18 protein-coding genes are annotated in these 21805 nt (G+C 42.3%); 8 read left to right on the top strand and 10 right to left on the bottom strand.

The window, feature by feature from the left end:
* Positions 1–295: 295 nt before the first annotated feature.
* The 3 genes from LPH68_RS03210 (at position 296) to LPH68_RS03220 (ending at position 6651) form a co-directional block, all read left to right on the top strand.
* Positions 296–3529, top strand: coding sequence for a TonB-dependent receptor (locus LPH68_RS03210; RefSeq protein WP_151923047.1), 3234 nt, complete (start codon positions 296–298; stop codon positions 3527–3529).
* Between the two features lie 13 nt (positions 3530–3542).
* Positions 3543–5555, top strand: a complete 2013-nt coding sequence (locus LPH68_RS03215) for a RagB/SusD family nutrient uptake outer membrane protein (RefSeq protein ID WP_151923029.1) — start codon at positions 3543–3545, stop codon at positions 5553–5555.
* Between the two features lie 346 nt (positions 5556–5901).
* The gene (locus tag LPH68_RS03220) at positions 5902–6651 is read left to right on the top strand and encodes an N-acetyltransferase (RefSeq protein ID WP_004316275.1); all 750 of its coding nucleotides are present in this window, start codon (positions 5902–5904) and stop codon (positions 6649–6651) included.
* 56 nt (positions 6652–6707) lie between these two features.
* Here the strand turns inward: LPH68_RS03220 and LPH68_RS03225 are convergent, their stop codons facing one another.
* Positions 6708–7706, bottom strand: coding sequence for a M28 family metallopeptidase (locus LPH68_RS03225; protein ID WP_151923030.1), 999 nt, complete (start codon positions 7704–7706; stop codon positions 6708–6710).
* Positions 7707–7878: 172 nt separating this feature from the next.
* Between LPH68_RS03225 and LPH68_RS03230 the strand changes: the two genes are divergently transcribed.
* The 4 genes from LPH68_RS03230 to LPH68_RS03245 are packed head-to-tail and all read left to right on the top strand — an operon-like array spanning position 7879 to position 9782.
* The gene (locus tag LPH68_RS03230; RefSeq protein ID WP_032811120.1) at positions 7879–8322 is read left to right on the top strand and encodes a hypothetical protein; all 444 of its coding nucleotides are present in this window, start codon (positions 7879–7881) and stop codon (positions 8320–8322) included.
* On the top strand, positions 8322–9131 hold the full coding sequence (locus tag LPH68_RS03235) for a metal ABC transporter permease (protein ID WP_004307944.1): 810 nt from the start codon (positions 8322–8324) through the stop codon (positions 9129–9131). The genes LPH68_RS03230 and LPH68_RS03235 overlap by 1 nt, the downstream gene beginning before the upstream one ends.
* A gap of 13 nt (positions 9132–9144) precedes the next feature.
* Complete coding sequence (gene tsaE, locus LPH68_RS03240) at positions 9145–9558, top strand: tRNA (adenosine(37)-N6)-threonylcarbamoyltransferase complex ATPase subunit type 1 TsaE (protein WP_004307943.1); 414 nt, start codon at positions 9145–9147, stop codon at positions 9556–9558.
* Positions 9555–9782, top strand: a complete 228-nt coding sequence (locus LPH68_RS03245) for an immunity 17 family protein (protein ID WP_004307942.1) — start codon at positions 9555–9557, stop codon at positions 9780–9782. The genes tsaE and LPH68_RS03245 overlap by 4 nt, the downstream gene beginning before the upstream one ends.
* Before the next feature lie 67 nt (positions 9783–9849).
* On the opposite strand, the gene LPH68_RS03250 is transcribed toward LPH68_RS03245, so the two are convergent.
* The 6 genes from LPH68_RS03250 to LPH68_RS03275 all read right to left on the bottom strand — a co-directional run bounded on the left by LPH68_RS03250 (position 9850) and on the right by LPH68_RS03275 (position 16111).
* Entirely contained in the window at positions 9850–11160 is a 1311-nt protein-coding gene (locus LPH68_RS03250) for a DUF58 domain-containing protein (protein ID WP_151923031.1), read from the bottom strand.
* 181 nt (positions 11161–11341) lie between these two features.
* Complete coding sequence (locus LPH68_RS03255) at positions 11342–12316, bottom strand: MoxR family ATPase (protein ID WP_004306583.1); 975 nt, start codon at positions 12314–12316, stop codon at positions 11342–11344.
* Between the two features lie 11 nt (positions 12317–12327).
* Positions 12328–13599 (bottom strand): DUF4350 domain-containing protein, encoded by a 1272-nt coding sequence (locus LPH68_RS03260; RefSeq protein WP_151923032.1) that lies wholly within the window; start codon positions 13597–13599, stop codon positions 12328–12330.
* Positions 13596–14213 (bottom strand): DUF4129 domain-containing protein, encoded by a 618-nt coding sequence (locus tag LPH68_RS03265; RefSeq protein ID WP_151923033.1) that lies wholly within the window; start codon positions 14211–14213, stop codon positions 13596–13598. The genes LPH68_RS03260 and LPH68_RS03265 overlap by 4 nt, the downstream gene beginning before the upstream one ends.
* A gap of 16 nt (positions 14214–14229) precedes the next feature.
* Positions 14230–15168: a hypothetical protein gene (locus LPH68_RS03270; protein WP_004306580.1), complete on the bottom strand. Its 939-nt coding sequence runs from the start codon at positions 15166–15168 to the stop codon at positions 14230–14232.
* Positions 15149–16111: a stage II sporulation protein M gene (locus tag LPH68_RS03275; protein ID WP_055235680.1), complete on the bottom strand. Its 963-nt coding sequence runs from the start codon at positions 16109–16111 to the stop codon at positions 15149–15151. The genes LPH68_RS03270 and LPH68_RS03275 overlap by 20 nt, the downstream gene beginning before the upstream one ends.
* Positions 16112–16212: 101 nt before the next feature.
* On the opposite strand from LPH68_RS03275, the gene LPH68_RS03280 reads away from it, so the two are divergent.
* Positions 16213–16938, top strand: a complete 726-nt coding sequence (locus LPH68_RS03280; protein WP_151923035.1) for an RDD family protein — start codon at positions 16213–16215, stop codon at positions 16936–16938.
* Positions 16939–17150: 212 nt separating this feature from the next.
* On the opposite strand, the gene LPH68_RS03285 is transcribed toward LPH68_RS03280, so the two are convergent.
* Genes LPH68_RS03285 through dnaE form a run of 3 tightly spaced genes read right to left on the bottom strand, consistent with a single transcriptional unit; the run spans position 17151 to position 21706 of the window.
* A complete protein-coding gene (locus tag LPH68_RS03285) occupies positions 17151–17486 on the bottom strand; it encodes a hypothetical protein (protein WP_004306577.1) in 336 nt (111 codons plus the stop codon).
* Positions 17487–17525: 39 nt separating this feature from the next.
* Entirely contained in the window at positions 17526–17840 is a 315-nt protein-coding gene (gene trxA, locus LPH68_RS03290; protein WP_004306576.1) for a thioredoxin, read from the bottom strand.
* A gap of 59 nt (positions 17841–17899) precedes the next feature.
* Positions 17900–21706 (bottom strand): DNA polymerase III subunit alpha, encoded by a 3807-nt coding sequence (gene dnaE / locus LPH68_RS03295; RefSeq protein ID WP_008025066.1) that lies wholly within the window; start codon positions 21704–21706, stop codon positions 17900–17902.
* Positions 21707–21805 lie beyond the last annotated feature (99 nt).

Here is a 21805-nt window from a genome sequence, read left to right on the forward strand (position 1 = left end):
TTAGCCATGGTCTCGTGGGCTCGGAGATGTGTATAAGAGACAGAAATGAAACTACTTGTTTATTTCATCATCCTTGTTATTTCATCTAACACAAACAGGTACGAAATAGATATAAAATGGGTATAAAACAAGTAGAAAAGATCGCTTAAAAGAAGACTCTTTTTTTGAATTTAAGGCTTTGAATCCAACGTTTTACGCACGGAATAAGTTCTGAAAGAACTTATTAAAAGTAATTCAGGATTCTAGGAAAAACTTTAAATTCAATGCTATGTTAAAACAACTAAAGTCAGTTAGTATGTTGTTGTTCCTACTGACAATGTCAGTAGAAGCAGCTTATCCGGAAACTGGTGAAAGCACTCTAAAAGTTTCCGTTGTACAACAGGGTACTACTTGTAAGGGTGTAGTAAAAGATGCAGCAGGTGAAACCATCATCGGTGCATCCGTCGTAGCCAAAGGTACGACGAACGGTACAATCACCGGAATCAACGGTGACTTCTCTTTAAACAATGTAAAAACCGGAGATATTATTGTAGTCTCTTTTGTTGGTTATCAGACTCAAGAAATCAAATTCACAGGACAATCATTGAATATCATCCTTAAAGACAATACACAAACATTGGATGAAGTTGTTGTGGTTGCTTTTGGTACACAAAAGAAAGTGAATGTAACAGGATCTGTATCTACGGTAGGAGCAAAAGAAATTTCGGCACGTCCCGTTAACTCTACCATAGAAGCTTTGCAAGGTATGGTTCCGGGTATGAATATCTCTACTGGTGATGGTGGTGGTTCCTTAGGTTCAGACAAAAAATTCAATATTCGTGGTGTTGGAACAATTGGAGCTGGTTCAAAGGTAGAACCATTGGTGCTCATTGACGGTATGGAGGGAGACATGAACGCCATCAATCCACAGGACATTGAGAATATTTCTGTACTGAAAGATGCAGCCGCTTCCTCCATTTATGGCTCGCGGGCACCAGGTGGAGTCATCCTGATTACAACGAAGAAAGGTAAGTCGGGAAAAACGGTAGTTAACTATAATAACAACTTCCGTTTTGTATCTCCCTTGAATATGCCTGAAATGGCAGATTCATACAATTTTGCTCTGGCAGTCAATGACCAGTTAACTAATGGTGGACAGACTCCCATGTATAGCGCCACCAAACTTCAACAAATTCTGGATTTTCAGGCAGGAAAAAGCACACAATATATGTGGTCGACCGATGCGGGAAGATGGAATTCATTCGATGATCCCCAACGGCAAGACGTGATGCCTACCGGCAATACCGACTGGTTAAAAACGTTATTTGGTAATAGCTTTACCCACGAGCATTCATTGAGCGTAAATGGTGGAACGGATAAAATACAATATTATCTTTCTGCGAATTATCTGGACCAAGGAGGTCTCTTGAAGTTTGGAGATGATAACAAACAACGCTACTCCTTTACTGCAAAAATCAATGCGGACTTAACCAAATGGTTGAAAATAAGCTATAGTATGCGTTTTAACCGGACGGATTATGAAGCTCCTTCATTTGCCGGAGGCGATATCAAAAGTAATGTATTCTATTTCGATGTATGCCGCTACTGGCCTGTCATTCCGGTAGTAGACCCAAACGGATTCTATACTGTCGAATCCAAGATTTACCAATTAACAGAAGGAGGCCGATATAAATCACAAAAAGACGTGATGGCACACCAGCTTGCTTTCATCGTGGAACCCATCAAAGACTGGAAAATTAACGTAGAATTGAACTACCGTTCCAACTATAATTTCAACCATACCGATTATCAAACCGTTTATGGTTATGATGTGAGTAAAAATCCCTACATTATTGCCAATCAAACTTCCAGCGTTACAGAATATGCTTATAAGAGTAATTTCTTCAATCCGAACATCTTTACCGAATACGGCAAATCATTAGAAAGCGGGCACAACTTTAAAGTGATGCTAGGTTTTCAGAGCGAACTATTCAAACAACGTGATATTACCGCTTCCCAAGACGGTATCATGTCGGAAGTGGCTACCTTGAACACCACGCAGACAAATGCACAAAACAGAGGAGGGTACTCCGAATGGGCTACAGCCGGCTTCTTCGGACGTGTTAATTACGACTACAAAGGACGTTATCTGGCTGAAGTAAATATGAGATATGACGGCACTTCACGTTTCCTTCGAGATAACCGCTGGAATCTGTTCCCATCATTCTCCTTAGGATGGAACATGGCCCGTGAAGCATTTTTTGAAGACCTGACCGATTTAATCAGCACATTCAAGATACGTGGTTCATGGGGTGAATTGGGCAACCAAAACACAGATAACTGGTATCCATTCTATCGAACTATTGATATTAACAAAGACCAATGGGGCAATTACGCACTAGGCAGTTGGCTGGTAAATGGCGTAAAACCAAATATTTCCAAAGAATCCGCGCTGGTATCTTCCTTACTGACATGGGAAAAGACGCAAACACTGGATTTAGGTTTCGACTTATCTATGCTCAACAATCGTTTGAATGTAACATTCGACTATTTCCAGCGTAAATCTAAAAACATGGTAGGCCCCGCCCCCGAACTACCCAATCTCTTAGGCATTGCCGTTCCCAAAGTAAACAACCTCGATATGACTTCCAAAGGTTGGGAAATACAGGTGAACTGGCGCGACCAGATACGCGACTTTAAGTATGGAGTTACCTTATCTTTGTCAGACAATCAAGTGGTTATTGATAAATACCCCAATCCGTCAAACACAATTTTAGATAAAGACAATAATAATACGTATTATGCAGGTGCTCACGTAGGTGATATATGGGGATTCCAAACAATCGGCATCGCAAAGACCGATCAAGAGATGAAAGATCATTTGGCCGGTATGCCCAATGGCGCACAGGATGTACTCGGTTCCGGCTGGGGAGCAGGTGACATCATGTATGCGGATTTGAACGGTGACGGCCAGATCAGCAGAGGTAACAAAACACTGGCTGATCATGGTGATTTGAAGAAAATAGGCAACAGTACACCACGCTACAACTTTGGTTTGAATCTGGATGCCGCCTGGAAAGGGTTCGACCTTAAATTATTTTTCCAAGGAACGATGAAACGTGATTATATGCCGGGGAGTGGTTCTACAATGTTCTGGGGAGCAGTAGGCTACTGGCAAACCAACTTTTTCAAACCTCATCTGGACTATTTCCGCGGAGAAGATACGACTAATCCGCTAGGAGCTAACCTGGGTGGTTATTATCCGCGTCCTCTCGAGAATGATAGAAACCGTAATCCACAGACCCGATATTTGCAAAATGCGGCTTACTGCCGTCTGAAAAATGTTACTTTAGGTTATACATTACCTAAATCTTTGACAGAAAAATTCTGCGTCAACAATCTGCGATTCTTTGTTTCAGCAGAGAATTTATTTACTATTACCAGTCTGGCCGATACGTTTGACCCCGAAACTGTTGGCATCGGTAACTGGGACGGATGTACCTATCCGCTATCCAAGACTGTATCATTCGGTTTAAGTGCAACATTTTAAATGATAAACGATTATGAAAAAACATATTAAACTTTTGACAATAGGAACATTGCTATTGGGCGGACTGACCGGTTGCAATGATTTTCTCGACAGGGAACCACTGGATAAAGTAATTCCCGAAAAATATTTTGCATCCGAAAGTGACCTGGCTGCATACACAATCAATGCTTACTCATTTGAAACAGTGACTGACGCGTATGGCATTAATTTCTTCGGCAAAGACAATGATACTGATAATCAAGCCAGTGGTGACTCACCGGCCTTCTGGATACCCGGACAAAAGAAGGTGCCGTCTGGTGAAGGCGAATGGGACTGGAGCAAAATACGAACCTGCAACTATTTCTTTGATAATACTTTACCGAAATTCGAAGCAGGCACTATTACCGGCAATCAGGATAATGTGAAGCATTATATCGGAGAAATGTACGTGATCCGGGCATACAATTATTATAAATTATTGGTTTCTTTAGGAGATCTGCCTATTATCACTACCGCATTGCCCGACGTAGAAGAGACTTTGGTGGAATCCAGCAAGCGCCAGCCGCGTAATAAGGTAGCACGCTTCATTCTGGACGATTTGCAAAAAGCAACAGAATTGTTGCTTGATAAAAGTCCCGGTGGCAAGAATCGCATCAGCAAAAACGTAGCTCACTTGCTACGTGCACGCGTTGCCCTCTTCGAAGCGACTTGGGAAAAGTATCACAAAGGAACAGCTTTTGTACCCGGTGGAAAAGGATGGCCTGGTAATCCCGCAGATGTAAGCGGTTTTAACAGTGATACAGAAGTGGCTTATTTTCTTGATGAAGCAATGAAGTCATCAAAAGTAGTGGGCGACTATATCGTCGGAAAACTGGCTGACAATACCGATACCCCCGAAGGTATGAATGCCGGTCTGGTTTCCATCAATCCATACTACACCATGTTCTGCGATGAAAACATGGAAGAATATGATGAAATATTGATGTGGAAACAATTCAAGGAAGGATTGGTAACCAACAACTTGCAAATGGAGTTGGAACGCAATGGCGGTGGTTCCGGATGGACTCGCGGCATGGTCAATTCTTTCCTGATGCGCAATGGGCTTCCCATCTATGCAGCCGGTTCCGATTATAATCCCGATTGGGAGAAAGAAGGAGTAAATTCCACTTTACAGAATCGTGATTCACGCATTGTTATCTTTACCAAAAAGCCGGGTGATGCCAACACCGAAAATAAAGGTGATGTGAATTATTACGGTGATGACGGAACTCCCAGTTATTGCTCAATCCGTTTCATTTATGGCGATAAAGGAAGTTTGGCAACAACCGGATTCATCATCAAAAAAGGCAAACACTACTCCAGTCACATGGCAAATGACCATAGTGCGGGAACATCAGGTGGTATTGTTTTCCGTGCAGCAGAAGCCATGTTGATTTACATGGAAGCTTCGTATGAAAAAAATGGTAGAATCGACGGAACAGCCGACGGATATTGGAAAGCTTTACGCCGACGCGCCAAAGTGGACGAAGACTATAATAAGACAATCGCTGCAACACAGATGAGCGAAGAGGCTAAAGGCGATTTCGGTGCTTATTCTCATGGCCAATTGATAGACGCGACGTTATATAATATCCGCCGTGAACGCCGTAACGAACTTTGTGCAGAAGCTTTGCGCTGGGAAGACTTGAAACGCTGGCGTGCATGCGACCAGTTGATATCCAAACCTTACCGTGTAGAAGGTATGCTATACTGGGGAAGCAACTATGAAACGCAACTGGCAGATTTATGTAAAGTAGATCCGGCAGAAGGTAATATGTCCTCACCTGATTTAAGTAAATATATTCTTCCATACGAAAAAATCACGAAGAATAATCTGATTGCCGGGCAAAAGGGATTCCTCTTTACACCTGCTCATTATCTGAATCCGATAGGTATGGCTGTATTTCGTCAGACAGCCTCGGATAAGAATGATTTTACAAGTTCAGTCGTTTATCAGAACCCGGGATGGAAGATTGAAGGCGACACTGGCGCACAACCTGTAGAATAATAAAAAGATAAAAGAACAACTCTTTGAGTTTACAAATATATCGACCTTAATATTATATATCTGTTATCTTTTTATTTTTATAAACTTCATTGTCTCGCTCCAGATTAGGTAGAACTGCGGTCAATCTAATCCTAAGTTAGGCAATGAAGTTTTACATTCGCATGAGTTCTCGTTCAACATCCTCTGCAGATGTATAAAAAGTCTTTGTGATTTCCATAGTCACCCAACAGAGATTATCCGCAAAATTCACTACATTTGTATTTGCTTATCTGTCAACCGGGCTAATCAAGTATTACAATTACTACACTATCCGATTGATAATATCTAACTTGAAACAAAGGTGTATATGAATACTGACTTTACAAACTTAACAACAGAAAATCTTTCTAATGAGCATTTATGCTGCATCATCCGCAGCAAAAAGTCTCATCCTGGTATTGAAGCAAAACGGCAATGGCTTTCCGACCGGCTGAATGAAGGCCATGTCTTTAGAAAGTTAAACGCCAAAGCTACGGTTTTTATTGAATATGCCCCTCTTGAAACAGCTTGGGTTCCCGTCATCGGCGACAACTATTATTATCTGTATTGTTTATGGGTGCTAGGTAGCCCCCGAGGAAACGGATATGGGAAAGCATTAATAGAGTACTGTATAGCCGATGCCAAAGAAAAAGGTAGATCCGGCATTTGTATGCTTGGGGCAAAAAAACAGAAGAGCTGGCTTTCCGACCAATCATTTGCAAAGAAATTTGGTTTTGAGGTGGTTGACACTACTGATAACGGATATGAATTGCTTGCTCTTTCTTTCGACGGAACAGTACCGAAGTTCGCGCCAAATGCCAAGAATCTGAAAATAGAAAGTGAGGAACTGACGATTTATTATGATATGCAATGCCCCTACATCTATAAATACATTGAAATGATCAAACAATATTGTGAAACAAATGATGTCCCTGTTTCTTTTATTCAAGTAGATACGCTACAGAAAGCAAAAGAGTTACCGTGTGTTTTTAATAATTTTGCTGTATTTTATAAAGGAAGTTTTGAGACTGTGAATTTGCCACCTATCGACTATTTAAAAAGAATACTCAAAAAATAAGAAATACAATCCTGACTTTTCCCGCTAATTATCAGGATTGTATTTTATCTGCTTCATTAAAAAGACTTCTCATTTGCCATCTTCCACATATTGAGAAAAGAGGCTTTGGTGATTTCTACGACCTTATCCCAATTCAATCGGTCGGCATGATCGGAAGGCTGGTGATAATCAGGATGCCCGTCCGTATGATACCAGATGATCGGAATACCTACTTTGGCAAACGAACCGTTATCACTTCCTCCTATCGGATTTTCCCAGGCACGGTAATCCGGTTCCAATTGCAAACCGTATTTTCTGATATCCTCTTTCAACCAATCCCCAAAGACCGGATGGGCGGCTGTGTAGAAATAAACGACTTGTTTGGGTTGTTGAGGTTTGTTGTTACGGCCAATCATGTCAAAGTTCAGATAACCTTTGATTTGAGATAGGAAAGGACAAGTTTGTACAAAATATTTAGAGCCAAGCAGTCCTTTTTCTTCTCCATCCCAAAAAGCAACGATTACATTTCTTTCGGGTTGCTGTCCACTGGCTAAAAAGGCTCTTGCAATTTGCAGCACTGCCGATACACCGGAAGCATTATCGTCAGCACCATTGTATATTTGGTCGCCATCGAGTGCAGGATCAATACCTAAATGGTCGAAATGAGCCCCCACAATCACATATTCTTTGGTGTTTTTACCGGGAATCATTCCCAATACATTCCTCATGGAAAGCTTCTGATGAACTTCCTGTTTCAGTTTTGCTATGGAATCAGGATGTACTTCCAGACGTCCTTTTTTCTGACGTTCTTTACGGTAAGCATCAAAAGGCTGGAAATAGCTGTCAGCCAAAGGCGATACTCCCATCCATTGCAACAAAGAAACAATATATTCTGAAGTCACACGCGAACCATGAAACCCAGCCTCACGCCCTTGCAATTCATCACTAGCCAAAAAGTTGATAGTAGCTTCGGCAGAGGAACGGTTAATTGTATTCAAGGCCCTCTCAATAGGAGATTGGGCAAAAGTAATGTTTCCAACCAACAGTAACGCTAATAGTAAATAATCTCTCTTCATTGTACTTCAAATATCTTAAGTCATTTTCATTGATTGGTGAAATTTAATTCACCCGCCAATGTTTATTTTGTAGGTAACATACAAAAGTACGAAAGAAATAGATAGCATACATGATAGAATGCAAATTTATAAGTAACTTTGCACAAAATTGATTGGTAACTGTTATATTGTCATGTGGATACTTATTATAAGTCTGGTGTTGCTGGGTGTCATTGCGCTGATAGCCGGAATTATCCGCAACAAAAGACTGCAAAAGAAAATAGAAAAGGGCGAACTGGACCGTATGCCGGAAGTGAAGGAAGTAGATGTGGAATGCTGCGGACAACACGAAGTATGCGAACGGGATAGCCTGCTGGCAGCTGTCAGCAAAAAAATAGAATATTACGATGACGAAGAACTGGATCAGTTCATTGGCAGGGCAGGAGATGCGTATACAGAAGAAGAAACAGAAATGTTTCGGGATGTATTGTATACGACACTGGATGTAGAAGTGGCCGGATGGATACGTAGCCTTCAGCTCCGTGGCATTGAATTACCAGATGATCTCAAAGACGAAGTTTTTCTGATTATCGGAGAAAGAAGAAACGTAGAAGTAAAAAAAGCAGATGAGAGGTGATGGATTTACTACAATATACATTCTTTCAACACGCCCTATTGGGAAGTCTGCTGGCAAGCATTGCCTGTGGGATTATCGGTACATATATCGTAACCCGCCGCCTGGTATTTATCAGCGGAGGAATCACTCATGCTTCTTTCGGAGGGATCGGGTTAGGATTGTTTGCCGGAATTTCCCCGATACTATCGGCAGCCGTATTCTCGGTATTATCAGCTTTTGGTGTCGAGTGGCTTAGCAGACGGAAAGATATGCGCGAAGATTCTGCCATTGCAGTATTCTGGACGTTAGGGATGGCACTCGGAATTATGTTCAGCTTCCTGTCGCCGGGATTTGCGCCTGACCTGTCGGCTTACCTCTTTGGCAATATCCTGACCATCAACCAAATCGATTTATGGATGCTCGGCATATTGGCACTAATACTGACCGGATTCTTTTATCTGTTTATCCGCCCTATCGTATATATTGCTTTTGACCGTGAGTTTGCACGTTCGCAAAAGATTCCGGTAGAGATATTTGAATATGTGTTGATGATGTTCATTGCGCTGACAATTGTAGCCTGCCTGCGTATGGTAGGCATCGTACTGGCCATTTCTCTTCTCACCATTCCACAGATGACAGCCAACTTGTTCACTTATAGTTTCAAGAAGATTATCTGGTTATCAATCGGCATCGGTTTCTTGGGCTGCCTGGGTGGATTATTTATTTCTTATCACTGGAAAGTCCCTTCGGGAGCTTCCATCATATTCTTCTCTATCCTGATTTACGCTGTTTGTAAAATCGGAAAGAGTTGTTGCAGGAAAAAGTCATAATAATAGATAGTATATGGAAATCAAAATTCAATCACTGGAAAGTATCCATGAAGCAGCCCGTGAATTTATCGCTGCTATGGGCGACAACACTGTATTTGCTTTATACGGAAAGATGGGTGCCGGCAAAACGACATTTGTCAAAGCGCTCTGCGAAGAATTGGGCGTAACGGATGTTATCACTTCTCCTACTTTTGCCATTGTCAACGAATACCGTTCGGACGAAACCGGAGAATTAATCTATCACTTCGATTTTTACCGCATCAAAAAACTAAGTGAAGTGTACGACATGGGCTACGAAGACTATTTCTACAGTGGCGCTCTCTGCTTTATTGAATGGCCGGAACTGGTAGAAGAATTACTTCCGGGAAATGCCGTAAAAGTAACGATTGAAGAACTGGAAGACGGAAATAGAGTAATCAGACTATGACCGGACAATATATCGTACAAGGAATCTTTGCGCTGGCAGGAATCGTCTCCCTGCTGGCGTCATTGCTGAACTGGGACTGGTTCTTTACAACGCGCAACGCACAAACCATTGTCCGGAATGTAGGACGCAACCGGGCAAGACTCTTCTATGGGATACTGGGAATTATCATCATTGGAATGGCTATATTCTTCTTTGTGGAAACACGGAAAGCCATCACTCTTTGACACATTTTTTCAGACAAAAGAACATAAGTACAAAAAACTACAAAAATATGTTCTTTTGTTCTTATGTCTAAAGCAACTGTCGTGACTTCATCTCCAGATACTTATTAATCACATCAATTGAAAGATTCTCCGGTGTAGTTAATAAAGAATAGATTCCATGTTGTTTCAAAGTAGATACAATCAGCCGCTTCTCGTAAGCGAACTTTTCTGCAATCACGTGCCGATAATACCCTTCCGTATCTTTTGCCGGTTGGGCGATATATTCCTTCAAATCGACATCTTCAAAAAAGACTACGAGCAAACGGTGCTGGCGGTTTAGTTGTTTCAGGTAAGATAATTGACGGTTCATTCCTCCTATACTCGAGAAGTTAGTATATAGTACCAGCAGGCTACGTTTACTGACATGTTTGTTTAAATGAACGCAAAGAGCCGAGAAGTCTGTCTCCCCAAAAGTGGTCTGCTGGCTATAAAGACTTTCCAGCAATGTCTGCATATATCCCGATTGCTTGGAAGCAGGCACGAAAGTATCGAAGTGTTCATCGAAAGTCACTAATCCGGCTTTATCTTCTTTCTGCATAGCAACATACGAAAGCACCAGCGAAGCATTAATTGCATAATCCAGCAAGGTCATTCCACAGAAAGCTTGCTGCATCACTCTACCTTTATCGATCACATTATAAATCTGCTGTGAGCGTTCGTCCTGATACACATTCACCATAAGTTCATGCCGGCGGGCACTTGCTTTCCAGTTAATCGTACGGTAATCATCCCCCTTTACATACTCTTTAATCTGCTCAAACTCCGTATGATGCCCAACCCGGCGAATACGCTTTATTCCCAATTCAGTCAGATTATCACTTATTGCCAACAATTCATATTGATGGAGCATCAGATATGACGGGTACACTTTGATATCCAAAGGTTCTGCACAAGTATAGCGCCGGGATATAAAGCCGATTTTTCCGGTCACAAAAACTCTAATATGACCGAAAGAGTAAACACCACGATGAGTAGGTCGAAGACGATAGGTAACTGTTTTTCCCTCGTTTGCTCCAAGCTTCACCTGAAAGTCGACATCACGTTTCTGAAAGATAAAAGGGATCTCATCTATGATTTCTAGAGATACAGGATGCGGATAACTACTTTCTACCCGAATACTTACTTCATTTTCGTCGCCATTAGAGAAACGGTCGGCACACTGGCGGAAAGCACGGATTCCACGAATACGATAAAGAGAATATACGTCTACCAGTACCACCAAAAGCAAGACAAAAAGTGCCCACTGCCCGATAACAAAGAACGGAGCAAAAACATATCCGCTACCCAACAACAGGATAACCAAGACAAGGGCAATATAGAAACGACGAGTTAGAAACAAATGAATTATGATTTATGAATTATGATTTATAATTTCTTGGGTTTACGATTTCTTCAACTTACAATTTACGTACAGTTTATAATTTACGATTTATGATTTCTTCGATTTATGTTATGAATAGAGTCAGACATCCAACGCGCAGCCCAAATCATAAATCAGAACTCATAAATCATAAATCTTTTCATTTTGGTACTTCCACTTTATCAATTAAGCGTTGCGTCACTTTCACTGGAGAATAGCCTTCCATTTCAGCTTCCGCAGTCAGGATCAGACGGTGCTGAAGTACATAAGGAGCTACAAACTTGATATCTTCCGGTGTCACAAAATCACGTCCCTGCAAAAGAGCATACGCTTTCGACGATTGCAGCATGGCTACAGATGCACGTGGAGAAGCTCCCAAATATACAGCTTTGCTGGTACGGGTCTGCTGTACAATCAATGCGATATATTGGAGCAACGTGCGGTCTACAAATACCTGATTCATAAAAGCACGAAGCGACAGCAGTTCTTCTTTGGTAATAGCGGGAGTGATGTCGTCCAACTTCACCAATGCGGCATTGGTATGATGACGTTCCAGGATATTCACTTCCTCTTCCAATGAAGGATAATCCATCGTTATCTTCATCAGAAAACGGTCGAGCTGTGCTTCGGGAAGTTTGTATGTTCCCTCCTGCTCTACCGGATTCTGGGTAGCCAAAATCGTATAAAGGTCTCCCATCCGGTGAGTCGTTCCATCAATACTGATCTGGCGCTCTTCCATTACCTCAAACAAGGCAGCCTGTGTCTTGGCAGGAGCACGGTTGATTTCATCGACCAATACAATATCCGCAAAAATCGGTCCCTGATGAAAATCAAAACCATTGGTTTTCATATTAAACACAGTCGTACCTAATACGTCACTCGGCATTAAGTCCGGAGTGAACTGGACACGACTGAAGTCTGCATCAATCAGACGAGCTGTCAGACGGGCCAACAGTGTCTTCGCAACTCCCGGAACACCTTCTATCAATACGTGTCCATTCGCCAAAATCGCTGTCAGTACCAAATCGACTGTCTGCTCCTGCCCTACTATGACGGAAGCAATCCGGTCTTTCAACTCTTGTATCTTCTCGGAAAAGAGAGTTAAATCTACTCGCTGTTCTGTATTCTCTTCCATAAATTTCTTCTTTAGATATGATTGATTATTTCATTCATTTTATCGATATATACCTTCATCTGCTCCGCATCAATAACACGTCCTCCGTAAATCACGGGTCTGACTTCGCGGATAAATTTAGCAATCTCTCCGGCATCCATTCCGGTTTTCCGGGCAATCCGGTGGAAAGAGCGTTCATCGTCGGCCACTTCCTCAATATCCACCTGAATCTCTCTCCGCAGTTCTTCGGCCAAATAGGAAAACTTCTTGCGAACTAAATCCGCATGGTCTTTCTTCTGAAAGTAAAGCGTGCCTATCAGTTCGGTAAATTCAAGAGATTTATTCGCCGGCTCGTGAATAACAGGGATCACCCGTTGCCGCCTCTTCGCTGTGAATATCATAAAGAGTATGATGGTAATCATCGTCAGATACAAAGCCCAACGAAGCGGCTGATGTGCCAACAGATAACGGAAAGGTGATTGCTGCACCTGTGCAGTTTCTTTCATGTACCCCTCCGTGCGAACGATGGGAAGCTTCCCCATCTGCGACAACAAACGGAAGATATAGGTTGCATTTTTGCCGTCCAACATTCCGTAATTGGTAAAAATCAAAGGAGTGGAAACTAAAATAACTTCTCCTTTCCCCCACCGACGGGACATCGCTACAGGCATATAAACAAGACTATCCGTTGTCAACGAGTCCACCTCTGTTTCATACCGGAACTCATTCGACTCAAAAACTCTTTGTGCCAACACCCTTTCCGGAAGTGAATCTCCCCAAAAATAAGAGGAACACAACTGGGGATAAAAATAGAAAGTCTGACGGGGATAAACCGTCGAATCTCCTATCCAATGCAAGCTATCTTTTTTCATAAATGAAGTTGCATATTTCTTCAAAGCCATCGGACTAAAGTAAGAATAGTAAGACCTGAACTGCAAGGTATCTTCCAAATATCTGCCGAACAAGGTACTCACCAACATGATCTTATCTCCGCGTTCCGCCATTTTCAACAGAGCGTTTACATCGACGTCCGACAATCGCAAATTATCAGAGATAACCAATATACCTTTGCGTTGCGTCGTATCTTCCTGCTCCAATTGATAGAGACTTTTCCTCGAAAAAGTGTAGCCCTGTGGCAAAGAAGAAGACAATACACTATCGAATACTGCACATCCGAAAGGTTGCTCGTCATGATGTCCGAAAGTGGGCTTCCACACAAAATTCTTCGGCAAATGATATTCTATTGCAAACATGATGAATAGAAAAGCGACAATAAAGACAATGAACCAGCGACTTCCTTTCATGAGACGCCTCCTTTCCCTATTTCTCCCTGTAGGGTCTGCATTACCCGGAAGAGTTCTTCCGTTGCCTCAAAGTTGCCATAACGTACCCGCAGGAAATGATTGGTCAGTTGCCTGAAAGCCGGTAGCCGGACTTCATTAATATACTGGGTAGGCGTTTTATAAAGTTGCCAGTCAATACGTTCAGCGTCACTAAGTTGTTTCAAAGTTTGCAGATAGAGCAAACGTACTGCTTCCCGGTAATTCTGACGGGAAAGCGCTTCCGCAATCCCTCCCGGAAAATCTACTCCGTAAATGGTGTCTTCTTCAACTGTATAAGGCAACACATTTTTATGCGAGACCATAAACAATTCCGGGCGTTTCCGATAGACGAACCAAACAATCAGCAACAAAAGAAGAATGGCAATACATACCAGAATAAGCCCTGAATACTCTTCAGCAAAATGACTGCCGAATATTTTACGCAACAACTCCCCAAACTGCCGACTGATCCACTCAAAGACATTCATCTCCGGAGTAATCAGTTCACGGTTATAGTTGTATGCCGGATCAGACTGCCAGAGGGCAATCTGCGCCGTATCACAAACTAGTGTATCAGCCGGGGAAGTGAGATTCATCTAGTAGAGGTTTGCTTTAGAGTTTATCAAAATTATCAATATCACTTTCTACCGTTATGCTGTCCACCACTTCCGATGCATGACCATACTGATAAACCAGACCGACGATACTGAATATAGCCGACAAGTAAGAACCATACAGCATCAGGATAGAGAACAAATACTGCGCAAAGTTCAGTCCGACTGATGAAGAGGTTGCACCTCCGTCACTCATCGTGAAGACCATTTTTACAATATAGATCACATACCAGGGTATAGAAACGATTCCTTGTAATACACTGGCAATAAGTCCCATCACCATTAAAACCAGAAAGACGCCGCCCCAGGTTGCAAATCCCAACCGGAATGTTTTTGCAAATGCCTCACCTAACGAAATATCTTCAAATAAGTAGATGGGAGCCATTAATGCCAAAGGAACCATAAATGCGAATAAAAGCGGGATGGTCAGAATGAGTGTGAAAGGTGTTAACACAGCCAACAAGACAACAATAACCACAGCAAAGATGAATAAGAAGCTGCAGGCAATCCCCATCAAAAACAGTCTTTTAATATTGCGGAGCAACAACGATTTAATATCACCGAATACAATCCCGTTCAGACGTTCTTCCCGTTCATTATACAATCGAACCATCGCATAAACCAAAGAAGTCATCAGCAAAGCTCCCAAACATGAAAAAAAGATAACTCCTGCATAATTCAGTGCAAATGAAGGTCCCAGAGCAGCTAAAGGATTATCACTTATTCCTCCGGACGCCTGCATGGCAGTAAGATCTGTCATACTTCCCATTAAACCGCTAAAGTTTGCAGCTTGAATTAAGCATATAGGGAGTATCAGATAAGTTGAATACTTAAACAATTGTTTCCAATTCTCTTTTATAAAATCAAAAGAAGCGTTCAACTTCTCACCGAAAGGACGTTTCACGTACATCGCAATCTTAGGTTTCTGTGATTCCATGTTTTTTTCTATTTGGTAAATAAATATAGTAGAATATAATAAATGCCAGAGAAGTGAATATCACGCCAAGCCTCAACACATCGGGAAGCTCTGTGTGGCGAGTAAGAAAACCTTCTATAAAGCCTGCCATAATGAACACCGGGACAGTGCCGATCACTATTTTCAAGCCTCGCTTCGCTCCTCTTCTGAAAGATTCCAGGCGAGAATAGGTGCCGGGGAACAACCAGCCGTTGCCCAAAGCCAATCCGGCGGCACCGGCCACGATAATCGCCCAGATTTCAAGCGTTCCGTGCAACCAGATGGCAAGACTGGATTCCCACAACAAATCGTGTTGATAAAAGAATGTTTGAAAAGCTCCTACCATGATACCATTGGAGAGAAGCATATACCCTGTTCCAAAACTAGTCAGCAATCCCATTGCAAAGCAGTTGAAAGAAACCATCACGTTATTAAGTGTAATGCCCAAGAACATCGGTACTTCAGAAGAACCATTATATACGGCCATCGGCTCCCCATTGGCAATATTGTCGAGTGTCATATCCACATAACCGTTTCCCAATATCAGCCGGACAAAATCCGGGTCATTCGCTGCTGATAATACGCCGATTAATGCGCTGGCAACAAAAATCAAAAAGGAGGTCAATAATTCGCGACGTGCATCGTGCATGGTTCGTGGCACTTCCTGTGTCCAAAAGGTAATAATCCGTGTCCACTTCTCGCGTTTATTGCGGTAGATTTCGTTGTGCAACGCTGAAGCCAGATTATTCAGATAAATAGTAATACGGGAAGTTGGGAAATGTGTTTGGGCAAATGCCAGGTCAGCTGTCAAGTCCGTATACGTATCGGCTAGTTGGTCGGGGGACAGACTTGCCGCCCGCTCCACAACTTTCTCTGTCTCCTTCCATTTTTCAATGTTCCGACGAATAAACGTTACTTCTTTCATGCTTTTCAATAGATTTCGGATAAGTTTTGTCCGAAACCGGAAGCAAAAATAAGAGAATTATGATATATTTGCAACGGAATCCTAAAAATGTTTAACCTGAAATGGCAGAATCTACGATAATAACCGGACAATTCGTTCGTATCAGCCAAACGCCCGCCAGTATCGGCGAACGACTGATGGCTTTAATCATCGATTATTTTCTGATCGGGCTTTACATCTTGTCCACTATTACGCTCTTGTCTAAATTAAGTTTACCGTCAGGATTCAGTTTGTTCTTTTTTCTGTGCGTCGTTTATTTACCGATTCTCGGTTATTCTTTTCTTTGCGAGATGTTCAATCACGGACAGAGCTTTGGCAAAAAACTCATCAATATCCGTGTCGTAAAAGTAGACGGTTCTACTCCAAGCATCGGCTCTTATCTGTTACGATGGCTTCTTTTCCCAATTGATGGTCCCATCACAAGTGGCCTTGGACTTCTGGTCGTTTTATTGAATAAGAACAACCAACGATTAGGGGATCTAGCTGCCGGCACTATGGTAATTAAAGAGAAAAACTATCGTAAGATACATGTCAGCCTGGATGAATTCGACTATCTGACCCAAAATTATCATCCGGTATATCCCCAGTCGGCTGATTTATCTCTCGAACAAGTGAATGTAATTACCCGGACTTTGGAATCCAGCGAAAAAGACCGGGCAAGACGTATCACGGCACTTGCCAAAAAAGTACAGGAATTACTTTCCGTTACTCCTCGTGAGGGTAATCAGGAAAAATTTCTTCAGACGATACTTCGCGATTATCAGTATTATGCATTGGAAGAAACATAACCAGAATACGCTGTTTCAGACTATTCAGGCAAGGGATTATTCTCACTGTAGTGAGAATTAATTCTCATAGCAATGAGTATTTTTTCTCATTATAGTGAGAACTTTTTCTCATAGCATAAAACTGTTTGAGAAAAAGCCCGCAAAAAAAAAGGGGTATACTCACAGAGCACACCCCTTATCTTAATTTTATCTGCAATGAGACCGGACGTCGTTTAGTCCACCTGTCCCAGAGAGTTTCCGTATTCCATTTCTCCCTGAACCACAAAGAGGACTTCTTCAGGATCGTATTCCCCTATTTCATCCTTTTTGGCTTCTTTTACAATGTAAGCCACAACCTCTTCCAAATCGATGTTGACATAGCCGTCTTCATCGGGTTGAGCGTCGAGAATGCCACTTTCAGAGTAATACTCGTCGATTAAATCGAGAAAATAATACAATTCATCGTCCGAGAACTTCTCTTTCAGTTCTTGAGGCAGATAGTTTTTGATAAACTCGATGGTCTTTTCGTCATCGGCATCTGCTAATAAAAAATCGTCTTCCAGTCCCATTTTTTTAAGTATTAAGTGATAAGTATTAAGTATTATCGACTATAAAAGCTTCTTCACCTTTTCTGCGAATACCGGTTTGCCAACTGCACCTACCTGTTTGTCTACTATTTCACCGTTCTTGAAAAACAATACAGTAGGAATATTACGGATACCATATTCAGCAGCCATATCACCATTTTCGTCTACATCGCACTTACCGATGATTACTTGTCCTTCAAACTCCGCAGCCAATTCTTCAATGATAGGAGCCACCATCTTGCAAGGGCCACACCAAGGAGCCCAAAAATCTACAACAACCGGTTTTCCTTCTGCGAGAACCTCTTTATAGTTGCTGTCTGTAATTTCTAAAGCCATTTTTTTAAGTATTAATTATTAAATGTTATTTCGTTAGCTTATTCTCGCCACAAATATAATCAATTTATATGAAATCCCAGTTCGGGACGTTCCTTTAAATATGTTATTAAATCCCGACCCACCGAAAGCTTAATCGGACGGGAAATCAAATCAATTGACATGTGGCTTACATCGGCATCATCCGTCACTTTAAAATACAGTTCCGTATTTCCCGGATGTTCTTTGGTCAGAGTGGCAAGCTCAGTAACCAAAGCCGAGTTCAAGACTGACAGAGGAATGATAATCGTGATCTTCTGTACCAGTTCTTCTTTCACGTCGGGAAGAAGTTCCATAGAAGTGATTTTCACCTCCAATTCATCCTGTCGCCATTGTTTCGCTTGACAACGGGCTTTAATATATAGGAACGTTCCTTCGTTGAGATATCCCTGATAAGTCACCCAGTCATTTCCCCAGAATGGGATTTCGGTAGAACCGGAATAATCTTCAATCTTAGCAATACCATACGGATTTCCATTCTTGCTGACTCCACGACGAACACTAGTCACAATCCCTCCCATCGTTATTTCACGACCAACAAGTGCAGCTTTATCTTCCAAATCCGCCATCCGTGTATTGCAGACATGTTCCAATACGATAGAAAATTCATCCAACGGATGAGCAGAAAGATAGATACCTACCAAATCACGCTCACGATTCAGACGATCGAGATCACTCCAACGTTCTACACCTTGAGGTATTTCAGGAGTTGCAACATCAATAACGTTTTCACCACCGAACAAAGAGTTGAAAGCAGCTGCCTTATCTGCCTGATAGCGGTTACCATAGCGCATCAATGTTTCCAGAAATACTTCACCCTTAGAATTTACAGCAAAGTATTGCTCCCGCTTCAGTTCCGGGAAACTATCAAACCCTCCGGCTAATGCCAGACACTCCATATTCTTCTTGTTGCAGGCATTCAGGTTGACACGTTGTACAAAGTCGAATATACCGAGGAAAGGACCATTCTTACTACGTTCCTCCATAATACTATGGACAGCAGCTTCACCTACACCTTTGACAGCCCCTAGTCCGAAACGGATATTACCATCATGGTTTACTGTAAACTTCAGGTTACTTTCGTTTACATCCGGCCCCAGCGTCTGAATACCCATTGCCTTACATTCGTCCATCAGTTTCGTAATATCGGTAATGTTCGACAAGCTTCGGCTCATCACAGCAGCCATATATTCAGGAGGATAATTAGCTTTTAGATAAGCGGTTTGGTAAGCTACCCACGAATAACAAGTAGCATGTGATTTATTGAAAGCGTATGACGCAAACTTTTCCCAGTCGGTCCAGATTTTTTCAAGAACTTTCGGGTCGTGTCCGTTCTTTCGTCCACCTTCAATAAATTTAGGTTTCATGTGGTCCAGCTTGTCACGCAGCTTCTTACCCATCGCTTTACGAAGTGCATCAGACTCACCGCGGGTAAAGTCCGCCAATAAGCGCGACAGAAGCATCACCTGTTCCTGATAAACCGTAATACCATACGTATCCTTCAAGTATTTCTCCATTACCGGAATATCATACTCAATCGGCTTACGCCCATGTTTACGGTCGATAAAATCAGGTATATAATCCATCGGCCCCGGACGATAAAGGGCATTCATGGCAATCAAATCTTCGAATGTAGAAGGCTGCAATTCGCGCAGGTATTTCTGCATGCCGGCAGATTCAAACTGGAATGTACCAATCGTCCGTCCGTCACTATATAATTTATAAGTAGCCGGATCGCAGATGTCTATCGCATCGACGTCTACTTCAACATTACGACTTAAACGGATATTTTCAACGGCCTCTTTGATAATAGACAAAGTTTTCAGACCAAGGAAGTCCATCTTAATCAATCCGGTATCTTCAATCACCGAACCTTCATACTGGGTAACAAGCATTTTTTCGCCCGTTTCCTTATCATCAGCAGTGCTGACAGGTACCCAGTCGGTGATATCGTCACGACAGATAATCGTACCACAAGCATGTACACCTGTACCACGTACGTTACCTTCGAGCATCTTAGCGTACTTGATCGTATCCCGTACCAACGGATCGGATGATGCTTCCGCAGCTTGTAGTTCGGGAACATATTCAATCGCATTCCGCAAGTTCAGTTTCTTATCAGGAATCTTATCCGGCACTAATTTAGCCAATCGGTCAGACTCCGATAGAGGCAGCTTTTGCACACGGGCAACATCCTTGATAGCTAACTTGGTAGCCATTGTACCATAAGTGATGATATGAGCTACTTTTTCCTGACCATATTTATTCGTTACCCAACGAAGTACCTCTCCACGCCCGTCATCATCAAAGTCCACATCGATATCGGGCAAGGAGATACGGTCCGGATTCAAGAAACGCTCAAACAGCAAATCGTACTGGATAGGGTCGATTTTCGTAATTCCCAGACAATAGGCCACCGCCGAACCGGCAGCCGAACCACGTCCCGGACCGACCGACACACCCAATTCCTTACGTGCCGCATTAATAAAGTCCTGTACAATCAAGAAGTATCCTGGGAAACCCATCGTTTTCATGATATACAGTTCGAAGTTCATTCGCTCTTTGACTTCTTCCGACAGAGGTTCACCATAAATTCTCTTAGCTCCGTCAAAAGCTAGTTTCGCCAAGTAATCTCCTTCAAGTTTAATACGATAGAGTTTATCATAGCCACCCAAGCGTTTGATTTTTGCTTTCGCATCCTCTTCACTCAATACCACATTACCGTGCTCATCTTGAGTAAACTCATCAAACAGGTCTTTTTCCGTAAACTTCGCCCGATAGCCTTCTTCCGTTCCAAAATCTTCGGGAATAGCAAAAGTAGGCATGATAGGTGCATGGTCGATGGAGTAATATTCTACCTTGTCAAGAATCTCCAGCGTATTGCTCAACGCTTCGGGAACGTCGGCAAAGAGTTCGTTCATCTCTTCGCGTGTTTTCATCCATTCCTGTTTGGTATAAAGCATACGGCTAGGATCATCCAAATCCTTACCGGTACTCAAACAGATCAAACGGTCGTGCGCTTCCGCATTCTCTTCATCTACAAAGTGAACATCATTCGTACAAATCAGTTTGACATTGAACTTCTTAGCATATTCAATCAGATATTTGTTCACATTTACCTGCAACGGATAACATTCGTGATTGGCACGGGGAACAGTCGCTTTATGACGCTGCATCTCCAAATAATAATCATCCCCGAACAGGTTCTTATACCATTGAATTGCTTCTTCGGCTTCTGCAAATTGCCCGGCAGTAATCCGCTTCGGCACTTCACCACCGAGACAGGCCGAACAAACAATAAGTCCTTCGTGATATTTTTCCAGTTCGCTACGGTCAGTACGCGGGCGCATATAATATCCGCGTGTCCATGCGTGCGATACTAATTTAATAAGATTATGATAACCTTTTTCATTCTTAGCCAATACAATCAAGTGATAACCACTTTGGTCGGGCTTACCCTCTTTTAAGTCCATAGTGCGGCGCGCAACATACATTTCACAACCGATGACAGGTTTGAAAAGCTTGTTTTCCGCTTCCACTATCTTAGCTTTGCAGGCAGCAATCTCCGCTTCTTTATCCGCACATTCTATCGTACCGGCCTCAATTCCTGCAATTCGCTTCTTCAGGTCTTTGACTTCACCTTTCGGACCGCTGTTCTTTTTATTAACGTAGTTCGTAAATTCCTTAATACCGAACATATTTCCATGATCGGTCACGGCAATACCCTTCATCCCATTTTGCATGGCTTTATCGACCAGACGAGCTACACTAGCCTGACCATCCAACAGAGAATATTGAGTATGGACATGTAAATGAACGAAATCCTGCATAATGATAAGTAGTTAATTTGAAGGCATAAAATTACTACCTCTTGGGTTATAAACAAAAATAATCCTCAAAAAGTTATCAACATTCGCATTTCTATGCTC

Origin of the sequence: Bacteroides sp. 1_1_30 (genome assembly GCF_020982715.1) — a bacterium.
Classification (GTDB): Bacteria; Bacteroidota; Bacteroidia; order Bacteroidales; family Bacteroidaceae; genus Bacteroides; species Bacteroides xylanisolvens.